This is a genomic window from Streptomyces sp. NPDC092369 (assembly GCF_044755245.1).
In the GTDB taxonomy this organism is placed as follows: Bacteria; Actinomycetota; Actinomycetes; order Streptomycetales; family Streptomycetaceae; genus Streptomyces.
Genome location: NZ_JBIVQP010000011.1, coordinates 163,596 through 187,487, shown reverse-complemented (window position 1 = coordinate 187,487; position 23,892 = coordinate 163,596). Strand labels below are relative to the sequence as shown.

General features: G+C 68.9%; 2 protein-coding genes (1 of these 2 cut by a window edge). Both read left to right on the top strand.

Annotated elements, in window-relative coordinates; all coding sequences use genetic code 11:
- Positions 1-655, top strand: partial view of an amino acid adenylation domain-containing protein gene (locus ACIQI8_RS43860; RefSeq protein ID WP_402364465.1) — the 3' portion only. 12,146 nt of this gene lie to the left of the window's left edge; the window shows 655 of its 12,801 coding nt (coding positions 12,147-12,801); its start codon lies beyond the left edge, outside the window; its stop codon occupies positions 653-655.
- Positions 652-23,805 (top strand): non-ribosomal peptide synthase/polyketide synthase, encoded by a 23,154-nt coding sequence (locus ACIQI8_RS43855; RefSeq protein WP_402364462.1) that lies wholly within the window; start codon positions 652-654, stop codon positions 23,803-23,805. The genes ACIQI8_RS43860 and ACIQI8_RS43855 overlap by 4 nt, the downstream gene beginning before the upstream one ends.
- Positions 23,806-23,892 lie beyond the last annotated feature (87 nt).

Below are 23,892 nucleotides of genomic sequence, written 5' to 3'. Positions count from 1 at the left end.
TCAACTGGACTATCTGGGGCGGACGGACGAGCAGGTGAAGATCCGCGGATTCCGCATCGAACCCGGCGAGGTGCAATCGGTGCTCGCCTCGCACCCCGCGGTCGCACAAGCCGTGGTGCTGCTGCGCGAGGACATGCCCGGCGACAAACGTCTGGTCGCCTACGCCGTGCCGACCCCCCACACCGAGCACACCCTCGAACTCTCCCTGCGTATAAGGGAGTTCGCCACCGAGCGACTCCCGCACTACATGGTGCCCTCGGCAGTGGTGACGCTCGACGAACTGCCACTGACGGCCAACGGAAAGCTGAACCGCAAGGCCCTGCCCCCGCCCGACTTCGCCGCGTTGGCCGGCGCGGGCCGCGAACCGGCGACAGCGCAGGAAGAAGCCCTGTGCAGGGCGTTCGCCGATGTACTCGATCTTCCCGCCGTCGGAGTCGACGACGACTTCTTCGCACTGGGCGGACATTCGCTGCTGGCCACCAGGCTGGTCAGCGAGATGCGGGCCGAACTGGATGTGGAACTGCCGATCAGGGCGGTCTTCGCGCACCCGACGCCGGCCGCACTCGCGACCTGGCTCGCAGAACACGCAAGTCACCGAAAGACAGCAGCCAGGCCCACACTGCGGCCGATGCGCAACCAGGAGGAGTCCCGATGATCCCGCTCTCGTTCGCGCAGCGTCGGCTGTGGTTCCAGGCGAAGCTCGAAGGTCCCAGCACCACCTACAGCAATCCCACCGTGCTGCGCCTTTCCGGGACGCTCGACCGGGCGGCCCTGAGCGCGGCGCTGGGGGATGTCATCGAGCGGCACGAGGTGCTGCGCACCGTGTTCCCCGAAGCCGACGGCGAGCCCTATCAGCGCGTGCTGCCCCTGGAGGAGACGGGGTTCGAGCTGACGGTCTCCGATGTGCCGTCCGAACAGCTGACCCAGGCGGTGACGCGGGCGGTACGGCACGTATTCGACGTCGCCGCCGAAATCCCCGTACGGGCCTGGCTGTTCGCGGTCGAACCCGATCAGCACGTGCTCGTGCTGGTCGTGCACCACATCGCCTGGGACGGCTGGTCGGTGGGCCCGCTCGCCCGCGACCTGTCGGTGGCGTACGCCGCACGGTGCGAGGAGCGAGCACCCGGCTGGGAACCCCTGCCGGTGCAGTACGCCGACTACACCCTGTGGCAGCGGGAGTTGCTCGGGGACGAGAACGACCCGGACAGCGTGCTGACCCGACAGATGTCCTACTGGCGCGACGTCCTGTCCGGTGCCCCCGAGGAGTTGGCCCTGCCGGCCGATCGCCCTCGCCCAGAAGTGTCGTCCCACCGCAGCCACCAGGCCGAGTTGAGGATTCCGGCCGACGTGCACAAGCGTCTGACCGCACTGGCACGCGAGCGCGGCGTCACCCTGTTCCTGCTCATGCAGACGGCCATGGCGGTCGCCCTCAACCGACTGGGAGCGGGCACGGACATCCCGATCGGCTCACCGATCGCCGGCCGCACCGACAAAGCACTGAACGACCTGGTCGGCTTCTTCGTCAACACACTCGTGCTGCGCATCGACGTGTCCGGAGACCCCACCTTCGACGAGGTGCTGGCGCGAGCACGGGAAGCCGGATTCAGCGCCTTCGAGCACCAGGACGTGCCGTTCGAACGGCTGGTGGAGGAACTGGCACCGGCCAGGTCGCTGTCCCGCCACCCGCTGTTCCAGGTCATGCTCACGGTCCAGAACACGGGTTCCGTGAGCCTGCGCCTGCCCGGCCTCGACGTTTCCGGCATGCCGGGCGGCCTGTCGGTGGCGCGGTACGACCTGGCCGTGTCCGTCGGCGAGACCACCGACGCGCGGGGCAGGGCGACCGGCCTCGGCGGTACGGTCACCGGCGCGGCGGATCTGTTCGAGGCCGGCACGGTCGAGCGGTTCGCCGACTGCCTGGTACGAGTCCTGTCGGCACTGACCGAGAACCCGCAGGCGCGGGTCGGCGCAGTCGATGTCCTGGCCGCGGCTGACCGCCGTCATGTACTGACCGAGTGGAACGACACGGCGGTCGAGCGCCCCGCGGCACTGGTGCCCGCCCTGTTCACCGGACAGGCGGCACGCACTCCGGACGCCGTCGCGGTCGTATCCGACGGTGTGCCGGTGTCGTACGGGGAGTTGGACGCGCGGGCGAACCGGCTGGCCCATGTGCTGCGGGCGCGGGGAGTGGGTGCGGAGTCGACGGTGGGTCTGTGCCTGCCCCGGGGTGTGGAGTCGATCGCGGCGATCCTGGGCGTGTGGCGGGCGGGGGCCGCATATCTGCCGTTGGATCCGGGTCAGCCGGCGGAGCGGATCGCGTTCATGCTGGCGGACAGCGGGGCGAGTGTCGCCATCGGTCTCGGCGAACTCCTGCCCGCCGCCCCCGTACCGGCACTCCCTCTCCTGAACCTGGACGACCCGGACGTGGCAGCCTCCCTGACGGCGGCTCCCGTGACCACTCCGGAAATCCCGGATGCGCTGCCTGGGCAGGTGGCGTATGTGATCTATACGTCGGGTTCGACGGGGCGCCCGAAGGGTGTTGCGGTCACGCACGGAGCACTGGCGAACTACATGGCGTCGGTGCCGACGCGGGTGGGCTTCGATGAGCCCGGTCGGTTCGCGGTGCTGCAGGCGCAGGCCACCGACTTGGGCAACACGGTGGTGTTCGCGAGCCTCGCCTCCGGCGGCGAGCTGCATATCCTCGACGAAGGCGCCGTCACGGATGCGGTAGCGGTGTCGTCGTATCTGGCGGAGCATTCCATCGATTACCTCAAGGCGGTTCCCTCGCATGTCGCCGCGTTGGGTGCGGCCGCGGTACTGCCCGCCAAATCCCTTGTGCTCGGAGGTGAGGCGGCTTCCCCGCAGCTTGTGGGAGAGCTACTTGCGGGCAATCGGGCGGTGTTCAATCACTACGGCCCCACCGAGGCGACGATCGGTGTCGCGACGACCCGTTTGACGGCGGAGATGGCCGCATCGGGAGTCGTTCCGGTGGGTTCTCCGGTGGCCAACACCCGCTTCTACGTCCTGGATGAAGGTCTGCAGCCGGTCGCACCGGGTGTGGTGGGTGAACTCTACGTCGCGGGCGCGCAGTTGGCGCGGGGGTACGTGGGTCGGTCCGCGCTGACGGCCGAGCGATTCGTGGCCTGCCCCAATGGCGACCCGGGTGAGCGGATGTACCGGACGGGCGACCGCGTCCGGTGGACCTCCGAGGGTCAGGTCGTGTTCGTCGGGCGTGTGGATGAGCAGGTGAAGATCCGGGGGTTCCGGGTCGAGCCGGGTGAGGTGCAGGCTGTCCTGGCCGCGCATCCGCTGGTGGCCCAGGCGGCGGTCGTGGCCCGCGAGGACATCCCCGGTGATGTGCGCCTGGTCTCCTACGTCGTAGCGTCCGAGCAGGGAGTCCAAGGGGGCGAACTGGCCGTCGAACTGGGCGAGTTCGCCGCCGAGCGGCTGCCGGAGCACATGGTGCCGTCGGCGGTCGTAGTACTCGACGCGTTGCCGCTGGCGAGCAACGGCAAGCTGGACCGCGCTGCGCTGCCCGTTCCTGACTACGCGGCCGCGATGACGGCGAGCCGGGGGCCGGCGACGGTGCAGGAGGAGATCCTCTGCCAGACGTTCGCCGAGGTACTCGGCCTGCCGTCGGTCGGAGTGGACGACGACTTCTTCGCCCTGGGCGGCCACTCCCTGCTCGCGGTCACGCTGGTGGCACAGCTTCGCGCGCGGGGAGTCTCGGTCCCCGTGCGGGAGTTCTTCCGGTCGCCCACTCCGGCGTCCCTCGCCACGGTGGCCGCGCCCCGGCAGGTCGTCGTTCCGCCGAACGGGATTCCGGACGCCGCCGACGAGATCACCCCGGACATGCTGCCGCTGGTCGACCTGAGCGAAGCCGAGGTGGCGCGGATCGTCGCGCAGGTCCCGGGTGGCGCCGCGAATGTGGCGGACGTGTATCCGCTCGCCCCGCTGCAGGAGGGGATCTTCTTCCACTACCTGTTGCAGGCGGACAGCGGCTCGGACGTCTACGCGTCGTCCAGAGGCGTGCGGTTCCCCACCAGGGAGCAGTTGGACGGGTTCCTCGACGCGCTGCAGCGGACGGTGCAGCGGCACGACATCTACCGTACGGCGATCGTGTGGGAGGGGCTGCGCGAGCCTGTCCAAGTAGTGCTGAGGCAGGCGGAGTTGCCGGTCGAGGAACTCGTCCTCGACCTTCAGGGCGTCGAGCCGGTGCGGCAGATGCTCGCCGAGAGCGCGGCGCGGATGGACCTGACGCGGGCTCCGCTGATCCGGGTTCAGATCGCCGCCGAGCCGGATGGCGACGGATGGCTCGCCCTGCTGCGGATCCATCACCTGGTGCAGGACCACACCACCCAGGACGTGCTGCTGGGTGAGCTGGGGGCGCACCTCTCCGGCCGGGAGGCAGCACTGCCGGAGCCGCTGCCGTTCCGGAACTTCGTGGCGCAGGCCCGGTTGGGCGTGCCACGGGAGGAACACGAGCGGTACTTCGCCGAGTTGCTGGGCGATGTGGAGGAGACGACAGCGCCGTACGGGCTGTTGGACGTCCAGGGCGACGGCAGCGGTGTCGTACGCGCCCAGACGGCTGTGGAAGAGAGCCTGAGCCGCAGGGTGCGAGAGGCGGCGCGCTCGCGCGGGATGAGTCCCGCCACCGTGTTCCATGTGGCCTGGGCGCGGGTGCTGGCGGCGGTCAGCGGTCGTGACGACGTGGTGTTCGGAACGGTCCTGTTCGGCCGAATGAACGCGGGCGCCGGCTCGGAACGTGTTCCGGGACTGTTCCTCAACACTCTGCCGGTGCGGGTACGGGTCGACTCGACCGCCGTGGCCGAGGCACTGTCGGGCATGCGCAACCAGCTGGCGGAACTGCTGGTGCACGAACACGCCCCCCTTGCCCTGGCCCAGCAGGCCAGCGGCCTCCCCGGGAACAGCTCCCTGTTCACCTCGATCTTCAACTACCGCCACAACCAGACCACGGCCCAGGCGCAGGGAAGCGAACAGGACACGCAACAGCCAACCAGTACCGCGGGCACAGCGGGCATCAAGACGGTGCATCTGCGAGAGGCGACCAACTACCCGGTCGCCGTCGCGGTGGAGGACTTCGGGGCCGGCTTCGGTCTGACGGTCGACGCCGTTGCCCCGGTGGACGCGGAAGCGGTGTGCGAGCTGCTGCACACCTGCCTGGGCAATCTGCTGGCCGCGCTGGAGAGCGACGCCGAGCAAGGCCTCGCGGCGGTGGACGTACTGGGCGGGGATGAACTCCGCCAGGTGGTCGAGGAGTGGAACCGCACGGCAGCGGAGCTGCCGAAGACGACGGCGGCCGCCCTGTTCGAGGCGACGGTGGCCCGCGACCCGGCCGCGGTGGCGGTGATCGCCGACGGTACGGAGGTCTCGTACGGGGATCTCGACGCCCGCGCGAACCGGTGGGCGCACCTCCTGCGGGCGCAGGGAGCCGGCGCGGAGTCGGTGGTGGGGCTGTGCCTGCCGCGCGGCGCGGACCTCGTCGCCGCGGTCCTCGGAGTGTGGAAGGCGGGGGCGGCGTATCTGCCGCTGGACCCCGAATACCCCACCGAACGGCTGGAGTTCATGCTCGCCGACAGCGGCGCGTCCCTCGTCGTGGGGCGCGGCGACAGCACGGCCGACTTCGTCGAGCCGAAGCGTCGAGTGCTGAACATCGACGAACCGGAGATAGCCGACGCATGGGCTGCGGCACCGACGACCCCGCCCGAGGTCACCTCGCGGCCGGACCAGACAGCGTACGTGATCTACACATCGGGGACGACAGGACGTCCGAAGGGCGTGGCCGTCACCCACGAAGGCATCCCGAGCCTCGTCGAGGGACATGCCCGCCACCTGGCGGTCGGACCGACAAGTCGGGTAGGCCAGTTCGCCTCGCCGAGCTTCGACGGATTCGTCTGGGAATGCTGCATGGCGCTGCTGGCCGGTGCCGCCCTGGTGGTCATTCCCGAAGAGCGACGAGCCGGTGAGGCACTGGCGGAGCTGCTGAGCGAGCAGGCCGTCTCGCACGTGGCCCTGCCGCCGGCCGTACTCGCGACCCTCGACGAACACTCCGTCCCGCCGGACCTCACCCTCGTGGTGGCGGGCGAGGCCTGCCCGCCCGAACTCGTCGCACGCTGGGCGTCCGTCGTGACCATGTTCAACTCGTACGGCCCCACGGAGACCACCGTCGACGCCACCCTGTGGCGCTGCGAACCGGAGGCCACCGAAGTCGCCATCGGCTCACCGGTGTTCAACACCGGGGTGTACGTCCTCGATGAAGCTCTCCGACCGGTGCCGGTGGGCGTGGCGGCAGACCTGTACGTGTCGGGGGCCGGTCTCGCCCGGGGATACATGGACCGCAGGGCTTTGACGGCTGAGCGGTTCGTGGCATCCCCGTATGCGGGTGCGGGTGAGCGGATGTACCGGACAGGGGACCGGGCTCGGTGGACCGTGGATGGTCAGTTGGTGTTCGCGGGGCGTGCGGATGAGCAGGTGAAGATTCGTGGGTTCCGGGTCGAGCCGGGCGAGGTGCGGGCGGTACTGACCGGCCATCCGGGGGTTGCTCAGGCGGCGGTGATCGCGCGCGAGGACATGCCGGGTGACAAGCGGCTGGTTGCCTATGTTGTGCCGGTTGTTGATGGCGTCGGATCTGAATTGCCCGTGTCTGTGCGGGAGTTCGCGGCAGATCGGCTTCCGTCGTACATGGTTCCGTCTGCGGTGGTGGTGCTTGATGGGTTGCCGTTGACGGTGAATGGCAAGTTGGATCGTGGGGCGTTGCCGGTTCCGGAGTTTGTGTCGGGTGGTGGTCGGGGGCCGGTGTCGGTGCAGGAGGAGATCCTGTGCGGTGCGTTTGCGGAGGTTCTGGGTTTGTCGTCCGTGGGTGTGGATGACGATTTCTTTGTGCTGGGTGGGCATTCGTTGTTGGCGACTCGACTGGTGAGTCGGGTGCGTGCGGTGCTCGGGGTGGAGTTGTCGTTGCGGGTGTTGTTTGATGCTCCGACACCGGCGGGAGTAGCGGCGCGGTTGCAGGTTGCGGGCGTTGCCCGCAGGACCTTGGGTCGGGTTGAGCGTCCGGGGCGGGTGCCGTTGTCGTTCGCGCAGCGCAGGTTGTGGTTCTTGGGTCAGCTTGAGGGGGCGAGTGCGACCTACAACATTCCGACCGTGGTGCGGTTGTCGGGTGGTGTGGACCGCGTGGCGCTGGCCGGTGCGGTGCGGGATGTGCTGGGGCGTCATGAGGTGTTGCGGACGGTGTTTCCCGCGGTGGAGGGTGAGCCGTATCAGCGGATCCTGTCCGTCACGCAGTGCGGGTTCGAACTCGCGGTCGCGGCGGTGGAGCGGGACGGGCTTGACGAGGCGGTGGCACGGGCGGGTCAGTATGTGTTCGACCTCGCTGCTGAGATCCCGTTGCGGGTGTCGTTGTTCGAGGTGGGTCCCGATGAGCATGTTCTTGTCGTGCTGGTGCATCACATTGCGGGTGATGGCTGGTCGGTGACTCCGCTGGCGCGTGACTTGTCGGTCGCGTATGCGGCGCGTGTTGAGGGCCGGGTGCCGGAGTGGTCGCCGTTGCCGGTGCAGTACGCGGACTACACGCTCTGGCAGCGGGACCTGCTTGGCGACGAGAGCGACCCCGGCAGCCTTCTCTCCGCTCAAGTTGCCTACTGGCGAGACGCGTTGGCTGGTGTTCCTGAGGAGTTGGAGCTTCCCTTCGATCGGCCGCGCCCGGCCGTCGCCTCGCATCGAGGACATCGGGTGCCGCTCGACCTGTCTGCCGAACTGCACGCAGGTGTAGTGGAGTTGGCGCGTGCTGAGGGTGTGACGGTCTTCATGGTGCTGCAAGCTGCCATGGCCGTGACGCTCAACCGCCTGGGCGCGGGGACCGACATTCCGATCGGGTCGGCGGTGGCGGGGCGTACGGACGAAGGGCTCGACGATCTGGTCGGGTTCTTTGTGAACACGTTGGTGACGCGGGTGGATCTGTCGGGTGATCCGACGTTTGTGGAGATGCTGGGGCGGGTGCGGGAGGCGGGGCTTGGTGCGTTCGCGCATCAGGATGTGCCGTTCGAGCGGCTGGTGGAGGAACTCGCGCCGGTCCGCTCGCTGGCTCGGCACCCGCTCTTCCAGGTGGTGTTCACGCTGCAGAACAACGCACGTGCGGCGTTGGACCTGCCCGGCGTGCAGAGCGGTGGAGTGCCGGCGGGAGCCGGCGTGTCCGGTGCGGCATCGGTGAAGTTCGACTTGGAGGTGAACGCGGCCGAGGTGTTCGACGCCCAGGGCGCGCCGGGTGGGTTGCGTGGGTCGGTCGTCGCGGCTGCGGATCTGTTCGATGTCGAGTCGGCTGAGCGGATAGCTGGCCGACTGCGGCGAGTGTTGGAGACGGTCGTTGCCGTGCCGGGGGCGCGGTTGTCTGCTGTCGACGTCCTGGGCGAGGGTGAGCGTCGTCGGGTTTTGGTGGAGTGGAACGACACGGCGGGTGTGGTGCCGGATGTTTTGGTGCCGGAGCAGTTTGCCCAGTGTGCGGCGTCTGATCCCGATGCCGTCGCGGTGGTGTTTGAGGGTGTGGAGGTGTCGTACGGGGACCTGGATGTCCGGGCGAACCGGCTGGCGCATGTTCTTGGGGCGCGGGGTGTCGGTCCGGAGTCGGTGGTGGGGCTGTGCCTGCCGCGGGGTGTGGAGATGGTTGCGGCGATCCTGGGTGTGTGGAAGGCGGGTGCGGCCTACGTTCCGCTGGATCCGGAGTATCCCGTTGAGCGGCTGGAGTTCATGGTCGCTGACGCCGGGGTCGAGATCGTGGTCGAGACGGCCGGCTCGGCAGGGGGGCTGGGCGCCCGCCAGGTGATGGCACTGGATGACCCGGCTGTGGAGGCTGCCCTTGCGGGAGCGTCGTCGTCGGTGCCTCAGATTCCTGTCGCCAGCGATCAGGTGGCGTATGTGATCTACACGTCGGGGTCGACGGGGCGGCCCAAGGGCGTCCAGGCCACGCATGGGGGTGTGGCGAATCTTGCGGGAGCCTTGCGACCCGAGCTGGGAGTTGCTCCTGGGATGCGGGTTCTGCAGTTCGCGTCGTTCAGTTTTGATGCGTCGGTGCTGGATGTGGCTGCGACGCTTTCTGGTGGCGGCACCTTGGTCGTGGCGGGGGCTGCTGAGCGTACGGATGCGGCGCTGTTGACGGATCTTGTGCGTAGGGCGGGTGTGGGGGCGGCGAGTGTGGTGCCGTCCCTGTTGGGTGTACTGGACCCGGCTGCTGTGCCGGGGCTGCTGCGGTTGGTGGTCGGTGCTGAGGCGATTTCGGCGGAGCAGGCTGTTGCGTGGTCGCGGGGTCGTCGTCTGGTGAACACGTATGGGCCCACCGAGGCGACGGTGATGGTCACGGCTGGTGTGGTGGACGGATCTGGTGCGGTGGTGCCGATGGGTGCGCCGATTGCCAATACGCGGTTGTTTGTGCTGGATGAGCGTCTGGCGCCGGTGCCGGTGGGCGTGGCGGGCGATCTGTATGTGTCGGGTGCCGGTCTCGCGCAGGGCTATGTGGCGCGTCGTGCGCTGACGGCCGAGCGGTTTGTCGCATCCCCGTATGCGGGTGCGGGTGAGCGGATGTATCGGACAGGGGACCGGGCTCGGTGGACTGCGGATGGGCAGTTGGTGTTCGCGGGGCGTGCGGATGAGCAGGTGAAGATTCGTGGCTTCCGTGTGGAGCCGGGTGAGGTGCGGGCGGTGCTGGAGGCGCACCCGGAGATCGCTCAGGCGGCGGTGATCGCGCGCGAGGACACGGCGGGTGACAAACGCCTTGTCGCTTACGTCGTTGCGGTCGGTGCTTCGGAGGTGTCGCCAGAGGCGGTGCGTGCCTTCGTTGGGGAGCGGCTTCCGTCGTACATGGTTCCGTCTGCGGTGGTGGTGCTGGATGTGTTGCCGTTGACGGTGAACGGCAAGTTGGATCGTGGGGCGTTGCCGGCTCCGGAGTATGCATCCGGTGCTGGGCGCCAGCCTGCGTCTGTGCAGGAGGAGATCCTGTGCGGTGCGTTCGCGGAGGTTCTGGGTCTGTCGTCCGTGGGTGTGGATGACGATTTCTTTGTGCTGGGTGGGCATTCGCTGTTGGCGACTCGACTGGTGAGCCGGGTGCGTGCGGTGCTCGGGGTGGAGTTGTCGTTGCGGGTCCTGTTTGATGCTCCGACGCCGGCGGGAGTGGCGGCGCATCTGGAGGGTGCGGGGGTTGCCCGCAGGACGTTGGGTCGGGTTGAGCGTCCGGGGCGGGTGCCGTTGTCGTTCGCGCAGCGCAGGTTGTGGTTCCTGGGTCAGCTTGAGGGGGCGAGTGCGACCTACAACATTCCGACCGTGGTGCGGTTGTCGGGTGGTGTGGACCAGGCAGCGCTGGCCGGTGCGGTGCGGGATGCGCTGGGGCGTCATGAGGTGTTGCGGACGGTGTTTCCCGCGGTGGAGGGTGAGCCGTATCAGCGGATCCTGCCTGTCGCGGAGTGCGGGTTCGAACTCGCGGCCGTGACGGTGGAGCGGGCGGGTCTGCCTGCTGCTGTGGCGGAGGCGGTTGGGTACCACTTCGATCTGTCGACGGAGATTCCGTTGCGGGTGTCGTTGTTCGAGGTGGGTCCGGATGAGCATGTCCTGGTGGTGCTGGTGCATCACATTGCGGGTGATGGCTGGTCGGTGACTCCGCTGGCGCGTGACCTGTCGGTCGCGTATGCGGCGCGCGTTGGGGGCCGGGTGCCGGAGTGGGCGCCGTTGCCGGTGCAGTACGCGGACTACACGCTCTGGCAGCGGGACCTGCTTGGCGACGAGAACGACCCCGACAGCCTCCTCTCCGCTCAAGTTGCCTACTGGCGAGGCGCGTTGGCCGGACTCCCCGAGGAGTTGGAGCTGCCCTTCGATCGGCCGCGCCCGACGGTCGCTACGCACGCGGGCCACCGCGTGCCGCTCAATCTGTCCAATGAACTGCACGCCCAGGTCGTTGAGTTGGCGCGCGCCAAGGGCGTAACAGTGTTCATGGTGCTCCAGGCCGCTATGGCCGTGACGCTTAACCGTCTCGGTGCGGGGACCGACATTCCGATCGGGTCGGCGGTGGCGGGCCGCACGGACGAGGCCTTGGATGATCTGGTCGGGTTCTTCGTGAACAGTCTGGTCATCCGTGCCGATCTTTCAGGCGACCCGACGTTCGTGGAGACCTTGAGTCGGGTGCGGGAGGCGGGGCTTGGTGCGTTCGCGCATCAGGATGTGCCGTTCGAGCGGCTGGTGGAGGAACTCGCGCCGGTCCGCTCGCTGGCACGGCACCCGCTGTTCCAGGTGATGGTCACCCTGCAGAACAACGCCGGCGCGACGCTGGACATGCCCGGAGTACGGACAGGTGGACTCCCGACCGAGACGCGTGAGTTGTCCGGGGAAACGGCTGTGAAGTTCGACCTGGAGCTGACCGCCTCCGAGGTGTTCGATGCACAGGGTGCTCCGGCAGGGCTACGCGGCTCGCTCGCCGGCGCGGTGGACCTGTTCGACGAAGGGTCCGTCGAGCGCCTGGCCGAACGGTGGGTACGTGTGCTGACGACCGTGGTCAGTGAACCCGAGCTGCCGTTGTCTGCTGTCGACGTCCTGGACGAGGGTGAGCGTCGTCGGGTTTTGGTGGAGTGGAACGACACGGCGGGTGTGGTGCCGGATGTTTTGGTGCCGGAGCAGTTCGACCAGCGCGCGGCGGCTGATCCTGGTGCCGTCGCAGTGGTGTTCGAGGGTGTAGAGGTGTCGTACGGGGACCTGGACGTCCAGGCGAACCGGCTGGCGCATGTTCTGCGGGCGCAGGGTGTCGGTCCCGAGTCAGTCGTGGGGTTGTGCCTGCCGCGGGGTGTCGACATCGTCGTGGCGATCCTGGGTGTGTGGAAGGCGGGTGCGGCCTACGTTCCGCTGGATCCCGAATACCCGGTGGAGCGTCTGGAGTTCATGCTCGCCGACAGTGGTGCGACCGCTGTCGTAGGACTGTCCGAACTCACCCGGCACCTCGTCACCCCGGCACTGAATCTCGACGACACCGAGACCATCACCGCCCTCGCGCAGGCGCCCTCGACGGCACCCGGCATTCACCTTGCCGGCGACCAGGCGGCATACGTGATCTACACGTCGGGTTCGACGGGGCGGCCCAAGGGTGTGCAGGCCACGCATGGTGGTGTGGCGAACATGGTGGTCGCGTTGGGTTCCGAGTTGGGTGTGGGTCCGGGGGTCCGTGTTCTGCAGTTCACGTCGTTCAGTTTCGACGCTTCGGTGTTGGATGTGGCCGCGACGCTGTCAGCCGGGGGCGTGTTGGTGGTGGCGGGGGCTGCTGAGCGTGCAGATGCGGCGTTGTTGACGGGTTTGGTGTGTGGGGCGGGTGTGGGGGCGGCGAGTGTGGTGCCGTCGTTGTTGGGTGTGTTGGATCCGGTGGAGTGGGCCGGGGTGGGTTCGATGGTGGTGGGTTCGGAGGCGGTGCCGCCGGGGTTGGCGGGGGTGTGGTCGCGGGGTCGGCGTCTGGTGCATGCGTATGGGCCGACGGAGTCGACGGTGATTGTGTCGACGGCTCGGGTGTTGGGTGGGGAGGGGGTGTTGCCGATCGGGCGGCCGGTGGTGAACTCGCGGCTGTTCGTACTGGATGAGCGACTGCAGCCGGTGGCGCCGGGCGTGGTGGGCGAGTTGTATGTGGCGGGCGCGCAGTTGGCGCGCGGCTATGTGGGTCGGGCCGGGTTGACGGCTGAGCGGTTTGTGGCCTGCCCGTATGCGGGTGCGGGCGAGCGGATGTACCGGACAGGGGACCGGGCTCGGTGGACTGCGGATGGGCAGTTGGTGTTCGCGGGGCGTGCGGATGAGCAGGTGAAGATTCGTGGCTTCCGTGTGGAGCCGGGTGAGGTGCGGGCGGTGCTGGAGGCGCACCCGGAGATCGCTCAGGCGGCGGTGATCGCGCGCGAGGACACGGCGGGTGACAAACGCCTTGTCGCTTACGTCGTTGCGGTCGGTGCTTCGGAGGTGTCGCCAGAGGCGGTGCGTGCCTTCGTTGGGGAGCGGCTTCCGTCGTACATGGTTCCGTCTGCGGTGGTGGTGCTGGATGGGTTGCCGTTGACGGTGAATGGCAAGTTGGATCGTGGGGCGTTGCCGGTTCCGGAGTATGCATCTGGTGCTGGGCGCCAGCCTGCGTCTGTGCAGGAGGAGATCCTGTGCGGTGCGTTCGCGGAGGTTCTGGGTCTGTCGTCCGTGGGTGTGGATGACGATTTCTTCGTGCTGGGTGGGCATTCGCTGTTGGCGACTCGATTGGTGAGCCGGGTGCGTGCGGTGCTCGGGGTGGAGTTGTCGTTGCGGGTCCTGTTTGATGCTCCGACGCCGGCGGGAGTGGCGGCGCGGTTGCTGGGTGCGGGGGTTGCCCGCAGGGTGCTGGGTCGGGTTGAGCGTCCGGGGCGGGTGCCGTTGTCGTTCGCGCAGCGCAGGTTGTGGTTCCTGGGTCAGCTTGAGGGGGCGAGTGCGACCTACAACATTCCGACCGTGGTGCGGTTGTCGGGTGGTGTGGACCAGGCAGCCTTGGCCGGTGCGGTGCGGGATGTGCTGGGGCGTCATGAGGTGCTGCGGACGGTGTTTCCCGCGGTGGAGGGTGAGCCGTATCAGCGGATCCTGTCCGTCACGCAGTGCGGGTTCGAGCTCGCGGTGGCGGCGGTGGAGCGGGACGGGCTTGACGAGGCGGTGGCACGGGCGGGTCAGTATGTGTTCGACCTCGCTGCTGAAATCCCGTTGCGGGTGTCGTTGTTCGAGGTGGGTCCGGATGAGCATGTCCTGGTGGTGCTGGTGCATCACATTGCGGGTGATGGCTGGTCGGTGACTCCGCTGGCGCGTGACTTGTCGGTCGCGTATGCGGCGCGTGTTGAGGGTCGGGTGCCGGAGTGGGCGCCGTTGCCGGTGCAGTACGCGGACTACACGCTCTGGCAGCGGGACCTGCTCGGCGACGAGAACGACCCCGACAGCCTCCTCTCCGCTCAAGTTGCCTACTGGCGAGACGCGTTGGCCGGTGTTCCTGAGGAGTTGGAGCTTCCCTTCGATCGGCCGCGCCCGGCCGTCGCCTCGCACCGGGCCCATCAGGTTCAGTTGTCGGCATCCGCTGAATTGCATGCGCGCGTTGTGGAGTTGGCGCGTTCTGAGGGCGTGACCGTCTACATGGTGTTGCAGGCGGCACTCGCGACGCTGCTCTCGCGCCTGGGCGCGGGGACCGACATTCCGATCGGGTCGGCGGTGGCGGGGCGTACGGACGAAGGGCTCGACGATCTGGTCGGGTTCTTCGTGAACAGTCTGGTCATCCGTGCCGATCTTTCAGGCGACCCGACGTTCGTGGAGACCTTGAGTCGGGTGCGGGAGGCGGGGCTTGGTGCGTTCGCGCATCAGGATGTGCCGTTCGAGCGGCTGGTGGAGGAACTCGCGCCGGTCCGTTCGCTGGCACGGCACCCGCTCTTCCAGGTCATGTTCACGCTGCAGAACAACGCACGTGCCGCGTTGGACCTGCCCGGCGTGCAGAGCGGTGGACTGCCGGCGGGTGCAGGGGCTTCCGGTGCGGCATCGGTGAAGTTCGACATGGAGGTGACGGCCACTGAGTTGTACGACGAGCAAGGCGCTCCGAGTGGGCTGCGCGGCTCCGTTGTAGCCGCAGCCGATCTGTTCGACGCGGACTCCGTCGAACGGCTGGCGGACCGCTGGGGACGCGTCCTGGAAACCCTCGTCACCGACCCGACCCTTCCGCTGAGCGCGGTCGACATCCTGGACGAGGATGAGCGTCGTCTGGTGGTCGAGGAGTGGAACGACACTGCGGCCGTGGTGCCGGATGTTTTGGTGCCGGAGCAGTTCGCCCAGCGTGCGGCGGCTGATCCTGGTGCTGTTGCGGTGGTGTTCGAGGATGTGGAGCTGTCGTACGGGGACCTGGACGTCCGGGCAAACCGGCTGGCGCATGTCCTTCGGGCGCGGGGTATCGGTCCCGAGTCAGTCGTGGGGTTGTGCCTGCCCAGGGGTGTCGACATCGTTGCGGCGATCCTGGGTGTGTGGAAGGCGGGTGCGGCCTACGTTCCGCTGGATCCCGAATACCCGGTCGAGCGGCTGGAGTTCATGCTCGCCGACAGTGGTGCGACCGCAGTCGTGGGACTGTCCGAACTCACCCGGCACCTGACCGTCCCCGCACTGAATCTCGACGACATCGAGACCATCACCGCCCTCGCGCAGGCGCCGTCGACGGCACCCGGCATTCACCTCGCCGGCGACCAGGCGGCATACGTGATCTACACGTCGGGTTCGACGGGGCGACCCAAGGGCGTCCAGGCCACGCACGGTGGAATGAGGAACGTCGCCGCCGCGCTGCGCCCGGTGCTGGGCGCTGGTCCAGGAGTGCGGGTTCTGCAGTTCGCTTCGTTCAGTTTCGACGCCTCGGTGCTGGACGTGGCCGCGACCCTGACGGCCGGGGGCACTCTTGTTGTGGCCGGGGCCGCCGATCGTGCCGATCCCCAGCAACTGGGTCGGCTGATACGGGAGTCGGGTGTGCGGACGGCCAGCGTGGTGCCGTCCCTGCTGGCGGTACTGGAACCGGCGGACTTGGTCGACGTGTCCACCTTGCGGGTGGGCGCCGAACCGTTGTCGGCGGCCCAAGCGGAGGTGTGGAACGAAGGCCGTCGCCTGATCAACTCTTACGGCCCGACCGAGTCGACGGTGATCGTCGCGGCCGGTCCGGTGGGCGACGAGCCGGGCCCGGTGGTACCGATGGGCGCGCCGATCGCCAACACCATGCTGTTCGTGCTTGACGAACATCTCGCCCCCGTGCCGGTGGGGGCGGTTGGCGAGCTGTACATCGCCGGCGACCAAGTGGCCCGCGGGTACATCGGCCGCAGCGCCCTCACAGCGGAAAGGTTCGTCGCGTGCCCGTTCGGGCCGACGGGAGGCCGGATGTACCGGTCCGGAGACCGGGCTCGGTGGACTGCGGATGGGCAGTTGGTGTTCGCGGGGCGTGCGGACGAGCAGGTGAAGATCCGCGGATTCCGGGTCGAGCCGGGCGAGGTGCAGGCGGTACTCGAGGCCCACCCTGAGATCACCCAGGCGGCGGTGATCGCGCGCGAGGACCTGCCGGGTGACCTACGTCTGGTCGCCTACGTGGTGCGGACGAGCGACACCACGGATGCCGAAGAACTGCGAGTGGGAGCAAGGGATTTCACGGCCGCACGGCTGCCGCACTACATGGTGCCGTCGGCGATCGTCGTCCTCGACGCGTTGCCGTTGACGGTGAACCGGAAGGTGGACCGTAAGGCGCTGCCCATCCCGGAGTACGCGCAGAGCGCGGGCCGAGGGCCTGCCACCGTGCAGGAAGAACTCCTGTGCGCCGCGTTCGGCGAGGTGCTCGGGCTCGACAGCGTCGGTGTGCACGACGACTTCTTCGCCCTCGGAGGGCACTCGCTGCTGGCCACCCGGCTCATCAGCCGGGTGCGGACGGTGCTGGGCACGGAGGTGCCGCTCCGGGCCTTGTTCGAGGCGCCGACACCGGCCGGCCTGGCCACTCGGCTCGGCGGCGCCGTTGGGAGCCGGACCGCGTTGGTGGCCGGGGAGCGGCCGGCGCGGGTTCCCCTGTCGTACGCACAGCGCAGGCTGTGGTTCATCGCGCAGTTGGAGGGCCCGAGCCCTACGTACAACATGCCGACCGTGCTCCGCCTGAACGGTCAGGTGGACCGGGCGGCGCTGGCCGCGGCCCTGCGTGACGTGCTCGCGCGGCACGAGGTGCTGCGCACGATCCTCGCGACCTCCGACGGCGAGCCGTACCAGCGCATTCTCGACCCCTCGGAACTGTCCTGGGATCTGCACATCGTCGACCTGGCCGACTCAGAGAAGCCGACGGACATGACGACCGCGGTCGCCGCGGCTACGGCCTACGAGTTCGACCTCGCGAACGAAGTGCCCATCCAGGCATGGCTGTTCGCGGAGGGCACGGAGGGCGCGGACGAGCATGTGCTCGTCCTGGTGGTGCACCACATCGCCAGTGACGGCTGGTCGAACGGCCCGTTGGCCCGGGACGTGTCCACGGCCTACGAGGCACGCCGCGCGGGCCTTTCGCCGCAGTGGGCTCCTCTGCCGGTGCAGTACGCGGACTACACGTTGTGGCAGCGGGAGTTGCTCGGCGACGAGAAGGACCCTGAGAGCGTCCTGTCCCAGCAGGTCGCATACTGGCATGACGAACTTGCAGGTGCGCCCGAGGAGTTGGGGCTTCCCTTCGACCGGCCGCGCCCGGCGGTGCCCTCCCACCGGGGCCACGGCGTGAAGTGGAGCCTGCCGGCCGAGTCGCACCAGCGGCTGCGGGAACTGGCACGGCAGCGGGGCGTAACCCTGTTCATGCTGTTCCAGGCGGGCCTGGCCGCGACGCTGAACCGGCTTGGTGCCGGCTCCGACATCCCGATCGGGAGCGCGATCGCCGGGCGGACGGACGAAGCCCTGGACGATCTGGTGGGCTGCTTCGTCAATACGTTGGTGATCCGGAGCGATCTGTCCGGGGACCCGACCTTCGCTGAACTCCTTGAGCAGGTGAGGGAGAAGGGGCTACGTGCCTTCGCGCACCAGGACGTTCCGTTCGAGCGCCTGGTCGAGGAACTGGCCCCTGCCCGGTCGCTCGCCCGCCAGCCGCTGTTCCAGGTCATGCTGACCTTCCAGGACACCGTCGAGGTGCCCGAAGCGAGGTCCAAGAGCAGGACAAAGAAGAAGGCGGAGACTCAATCCGGCCCGGCTCCGATGGCCGACGTCGGCGCGAAGTTCGATCTCACCGTGTTCGTGGGGGAGAACTTCGACGACCAAGGCAGCGCGGCCGGTCTCGGCGGCATGGTCACGGGCGCGGCGGATCTGTTCGAGGCCGACACGGTCGAACGATTCGTCGGCTCCCTCGTACGAGTGCTGTCAGCCCTCGCCGAGGACCCGCAGGCACCGATTTCCTCGGTGGATGTGCTGGGTGCGGTTGAGCGTCGTCGGGTTCTTGAGGTGTGGAATGAGACGGCGGGCGGGGTGGCGCCTGTTGGGGTTGTTGAGTTGTTCGGTGGGCAGGTGGTGCGGACGCCGGATGCCATCGCGGTGATGTCCGGCGGAGTGTCGGTGTCGTATGGGGAGTTGGATGCGCGGGCGAATCGGTTGGCGCATTTCTTGCGGGCGCAGGGTGCGGGTGCGGAGTCGGTGGTGGGGTTGTGCCTGCCGCGGGGTGTGGACATGGTTGCGGCGATTGTGGGTGTGTGGCGGGCGGGGGCGGCGTATTTGCCGTTGGATCCGGGTCAGCCGGCGGAGCGGATCGCGTTCATGCTGGCCGACAGCGGTGCTGTCCTGACGTTGACGTCCGAGGAGGTGTTGGAGGATCTTCCGGCGGGCCGGCAGCGGCTGGTGGCGGTGGATGGTCCCCTGGTAGCGATGCAGCTGGCGGCGCTTCCGGTGACGGTTCCGGAGGTCCCGGGTGTGGTGCCTGGGCAGGTGGCGTATGTGATCTATACGTCGGGTTCGACGGGGCGGCCGAAGGGTGTTGCGGTCACGCACGGGGCGCTGGCGAACTATGTCGGGTCGGTGCCGGCGCGGGTGGGCTTCGAGGGGCCGGGCCGGTTCGCGGTGTTGCAGGCGCAGGCCACGGACCTGGGCAACACGGTGGTGTTCGCCGCTCTGGCCTCTGGTGGTGAACTCCACATTCTTGACGAGGACGCGGTCACGGATCCGGTAGCGGTGTCGTCGTATCTGGCCGAGCATCGGATCGATTTCCTCAAGGCCGTCCCCTCGCATGTCGCCGCGCTGGGTGCGGCCGCGGTACTGCCCGCCAAGTCTCTTGTCCTGGGTGGTGAGGCGGCTTCCGCGCAGTTGGTGGGTGAGCTGCTGGCGGGCGCGGGTGATCGGGGGGTGTTCAATCATTACGGCCCCACCGAGGCGACGATCGGTGTGGCGACGACTCGTCTGACGGCGGAGATGGCCGCATCGGGAGTGGTTCCGGTGGGTTCTCCGGTGGCCAATACCCGGTTCTACGTCCTGGACGAGGGTTTGCAGCCGGTCGCTCCGGGTGTGGTGGGGGAGCTGTACATTGCGGGCGCGCAGTTGGCGCGGGGGTATGTGGGCCGGGCTGGTCTGACGGCGGAGCGGTTCGTGGCCTGCCCCTATGGCGGCGTAGGCGAGCGGATGTACCGCACGGGCGACCGCGTCCGGTGGACCTCCGAGGGTCAGGTCGTCTTCGCCGGCCGTGTGGATGAGCAGGTGAAGATCCGGGGGTTCCGGGTGGAGCCGGGCGAGGTGCAGACCGTCCTGGCTGCGCATCCGCTGGTGGCCCAGGCGGCGGTCGTGGCCCGCGAAGACGTGCCGGGTGATGTACGTCTGATCGCCTACGTCGTGCCCTCCGACGAGGACACCGATCCGGCTGACCTCGCCCGCACGCTGCGCGAGTTCACCGGAACCCGGCTGCCGGAGCACATGGTGCCCTCGGCCGTCGTGGTGATGGACGCTCTCCCGCTGACCGGCAACGGGAAGCTGGATCGCGGGGTGTTGCCCGCCCCCGACCGTGCCGCTGCCACGGGCACCGGGCGGGGGCCGGTGAGTGTGCAGGAGGAGATCCTGTGCCAGGCGTTTGCCGAGGTTCTCGGGCTGCCGTCGGTGGGTGTGGAGGATGACTTCTTCGAGTTGGGTGGTCATTCGCTGTTGGCGGTGTCGTTGGTGGAGCGGTTGCGTGAGCGGGGGGTGTCGATCTCGGTGCGGGCGTTGTTCCAGACGCCGACGGTGGCGGGGTTGGCCGTGGTGGCTGCTCCGGAGACGGTGGTGGTTCCGCCGAACCGTCTCGTGGAGGGTGCGGTCGAGATCACTCCGGACATGCTCTCTCTGGTCGAGTTGGATGAGGGCGAGATCGTGCGCCTCACCGGGCAGGTCCCTGGTGGCGCGGGCAACATCGCTGACGTCTATCCCCTCGCCCCGCTCCAGGAAGGCATCTTCTTCCACTATCTGCTCCAGGCGGACACCGGACACGACGTGTACGCCTCCCCCCGCGTCCTCGGGCTCGACTCGCGGGAGCGGCTGGACGCGTTCCTGGGTGCGTTGCAGCGAGTGGTGGACCGGCACGACATCTACCGCACGGCGATCGTGTGGGAGGGCCTGCGCGAGCCCGTCCAAGTCGTGCTGCGGGAAGTGGAGTTGCCGGTCGAGGAGGTCGTGCTCGATGCGGAGAATGGCGAGGCCGTATCGCAGATGCTGGCTCTGGGTGGTGCCAGGATGGATCTGACCCGGGCTCCGTTGATCCGGGTGCAGGTGGCGGCCGATCCTGGCAGTGACCGGTGGCTGGTGCTGCTGCGTATTCATCACCTGGTCCAGGACCACACCACTCAGGACGTCCTGCTGGCCGAACTGCGCGCGTTCCTCTCGGGTGAGGAGGCTTCCCTGCCGGAGCCGTTGCCGTTCCGGAACTTCGTGGCGCAGGCCCGGCTGGGGGTGCCGAGGGAGGAGCACGAGCGGTACTTCGCCGAACTGCTCGGAGACGTCGAGGAGACGACCGCACCGTACGGACTCGCCGACATTCACGGCGACGGAAGTGGTGTGACCCGCGCCCGGCTGGCCGTCGACGCCGAACTGGGCACCCAGGTACGGGAGGTGGCCCGCTCGCTGGGGATGAGCACCGCCACCGTGTTCCACCTGGCCTGGGCGCGGGTGCTGGCCGCGATCAGTGGTCGGGACGACGTGGTGTTCGGCACCGTACTGTTCGGCCGGATGAACGCCGGTACCGGGTCGGACCGCGTCCCGGGTCTGTTCCTCAACACGCTGCCGGTACGGGTCCGGGTGGACTCCACGGGCGTGAAGGACTCCCTGTCCGGCCTGCGGGACCAACTGGCGGAGCTGCTGGTGCACGAGCACGCGCCGCTGGCATTGGCGCAGCAGGCCGCCCAAGTACCCGGCGGCAGCCCGCTGTTCACGTCCCTCTTCAACTACCGGCACAACGAGCGGACTTCACCGCCGGCGGCGCGGGAGGGCGGCGCCGGTGCCTTCGAGGGCATCAGGACGATGCACAGCAGGCAGGCGACCAATTACCCGGTGACCGTGGCCGTCGACGACGAGGGAAGCGGGTTCGGGCTGACCGTGGACGCCGTGGCCACCGCGGACGCGGAGCGTATCGCCAAGCTGCTGCACACCTGCCTCGACCATCTGGTCACCGCCCTGCTGCACGATCCCGGCAGCGCGATCGGGGCCGTCGGCGTGCTCGACCCGGAGCAGCGGCGCGAGGTGCTCACCGTGTGGAACGACACGGAGGCGGAGCTCGGCCAGGGGACGATCACGGAGCTGTTCGAGGCGCAGGTGGCGCGCGCCGCCGACGCGGTCGCCGTGGTGGCCGAGGACGTCGAACTGTCGTACGCGGAGCTGGACGCCCGCGCGAACCGGCTGGCACGGTATCTGGTCGGTCTCGGCGTCGGCCCGGAGTCGCTGGTCGGGGTCTGCCTGGAACGGGGTGCCGGCCTGTTGGTGGCGCTGCTGGGAGTGCTGAAGGCCGGTGGCGCGTATGTGCCGTTGGATCCGGAGTACCCGGCCGAACGGCTGGCCTATGTGGTGCGGGACGCGGGGGTGGGGATCGTGCTGACCTCGGCGGCGCTGCACGAGGTCGTGCCTGACGGTGTCTCACGGGTGGTGGTCGACGACCCGGCTTTGGCCCGGGAGGTCGCGGCGCTCGACTCCGCGACGTTGAGCGTCGCGGAGCGCGGTGTTCTGCGGTCCGAGAACCCCGCGTACGTGATCTACACCTCGGGTTCTACGGGCCGGCCGAAGGGCGTGCTCGTCTCCCACGTGGGCGTGGCGAGTCTGATCGAGGGCCATGTGCGGAATCTGGGGGTGAGCCCCGGGGCACGGGTGGCGCAGTTCGCGTCGGCGGCGTTCGACACGTTCGGCTGGGAGTGGATGATGGCCCTGCTGACCGGGGCCGCGCTGGTCGTCGTACCGGCCGACCGGCGGCTCGGAACCGCCCTGCCGCGCTACCTGTCGGAGCGGGGTGTGACCCACGCGACTCTGCCTCCGGCCGTGCTGGCGACACTCGACGAGGAGTCGCTCGACTCGGAGACGGTGCTCGTGGTGGCGGGGGAGGCGTGCCCGCCGGAGGTGATGGCGCGCTGGTCCAGGGACAGGGTGATGTTCAACTCGTACGGCCCGACGGAGACCACCGTGGACGCCACGCTGTGGCGCTGCGACACGGAGGCGGAGGTGGTGGCCATCGGTGCGCCGGTGGTGAACACGCGGGTGTACGTGCTGGACGAGCGCCTGGAGCCGGTCTCGGTGGGGGTTGCCGGTGAGCTGTATGTCGCGGGCGCGGGACTGGCTCGCGGTTATGTCGGCCGTGCGGGCCTGACCGCGGAACGGTTCGTGGCGGACCCGTACGCCACGGACGGCTCCCGGTTGTACCGGACCGGGGACCGGGCCCGCTGGACGGCCGACGGCCAACTGCTGTTCGCGGGGCGGGCGGACGACCAGGTGAAGATCCGTGGCTTCCGGATCGAGCCGGGCGAGATCGAGGCGGTGCTCGCCACGCAGGCGCAGTTGAGTCAGGCCGCGGTCGTCGTGCGGGAGGACACGCCGGGTGACAAGCGGCTGGTCGCGTACGTCGTCCCGTCCGGTGGCGAAACCGTCGAGCCGGCCGTCCTCGCCGGAGCCGTGCGGGAGTTCGCGGCGGAGTGGCTGCCGCCGTACATGGTGCCGTCCGCGGTAGTGGTGCTCGACGTGCTGCCGCTGACGGTGAACGGGAAACTCGACCGCAGGGCGCTGCCCGCGCCTCAGCACCTGCCGGGGTCGGCCGCCGGGGAGGCGCGTGGCCGTGGACCCGCCGGGGTGCTCGAGGAGGTGGTGTGCGAGGCGTACGCCGAAGTGCTGGGCGTGCCCTCGGTCGGTGTGGACGACGACTTCTTCGCGCTGGGCGGACACTCGCTGCTGGCGGTCACCCTGATGGAGCGGCTGCGTGCCCGGGGTGTGTCGGTCTCGATGCGGGAGCTGATCGCGAACCCGACTCCCGCCCGGCTGATGGGCACCCTGAACCTGTCGTCCGTCCAGGACGCGCTCGGCGGGCTCCTGCCGATCCGGACCACGGGCGGCGATCCGGCCTTCTTCTTCATCCACCCCGGTGGCGGCCTGAGTTGGTGCTATCTGCCCTTCGCCAGGTACATCCCGGAGGGGCATCCGCTGTACGGACTCCAGGCGCGTGGTCTCGACGGCACGAGTGAAGTGGCGGGCTCCGTGGCGGAGATGGCGGCGGAGTACGTCCAACAGCTGCGCAGCGTGCAGGAGTCGGGGCCGTACCACCTCGTCGGATGGTCGTTCGGTGGTACTCCCGCGCACGAGATCGCGGTGCGGTTGCGGGCCGAGGGCGAGGAGGTGTCGCTGATCCTCATGGATGCCTATCCTCCGCTTCCGGCGGCCGGCGCTCCTGCCGATGACGCTTCGGCGGTACCGGCCGGGCCCGCCGTGTCGGCGCACGGTGTCGATGCCGGACTGGTGAGCAGGATCCGTGCCGAACTGGGCCATCTGCTCGGGGGTTTCTCGGACGAGGAGCTCATGCTCATGGCGCGGATCTACCGCAACAACACGGAGATCAGGGCCGAGCACGAGTTCGGCCGGTTCGACGGCGACACGCTGCTCCTCGTCGCGGAGGAGGGAAAGCCGGCGGACTTCTCCCCGACGGCGCTGTGGGAGCCGTATCTCAGTGGCGCGGTCTCCTCCGTCGGACTGCCTTGCGAGCACTCCGACATGGCGCGGCCCGAAGTGCTGGGGCTGGCCTGGGACGCCGTCTCCGCGTGGCTGCGTTCGCGTCGGACTGCGGGGGAGTGACCCCGACGGCTCGCTGAACAAGGGGAGGCGCTGGTCCGGGTGACGGGGTCCCGTCCGATCGTGACGATCGGACGGGACCTTCCGCGT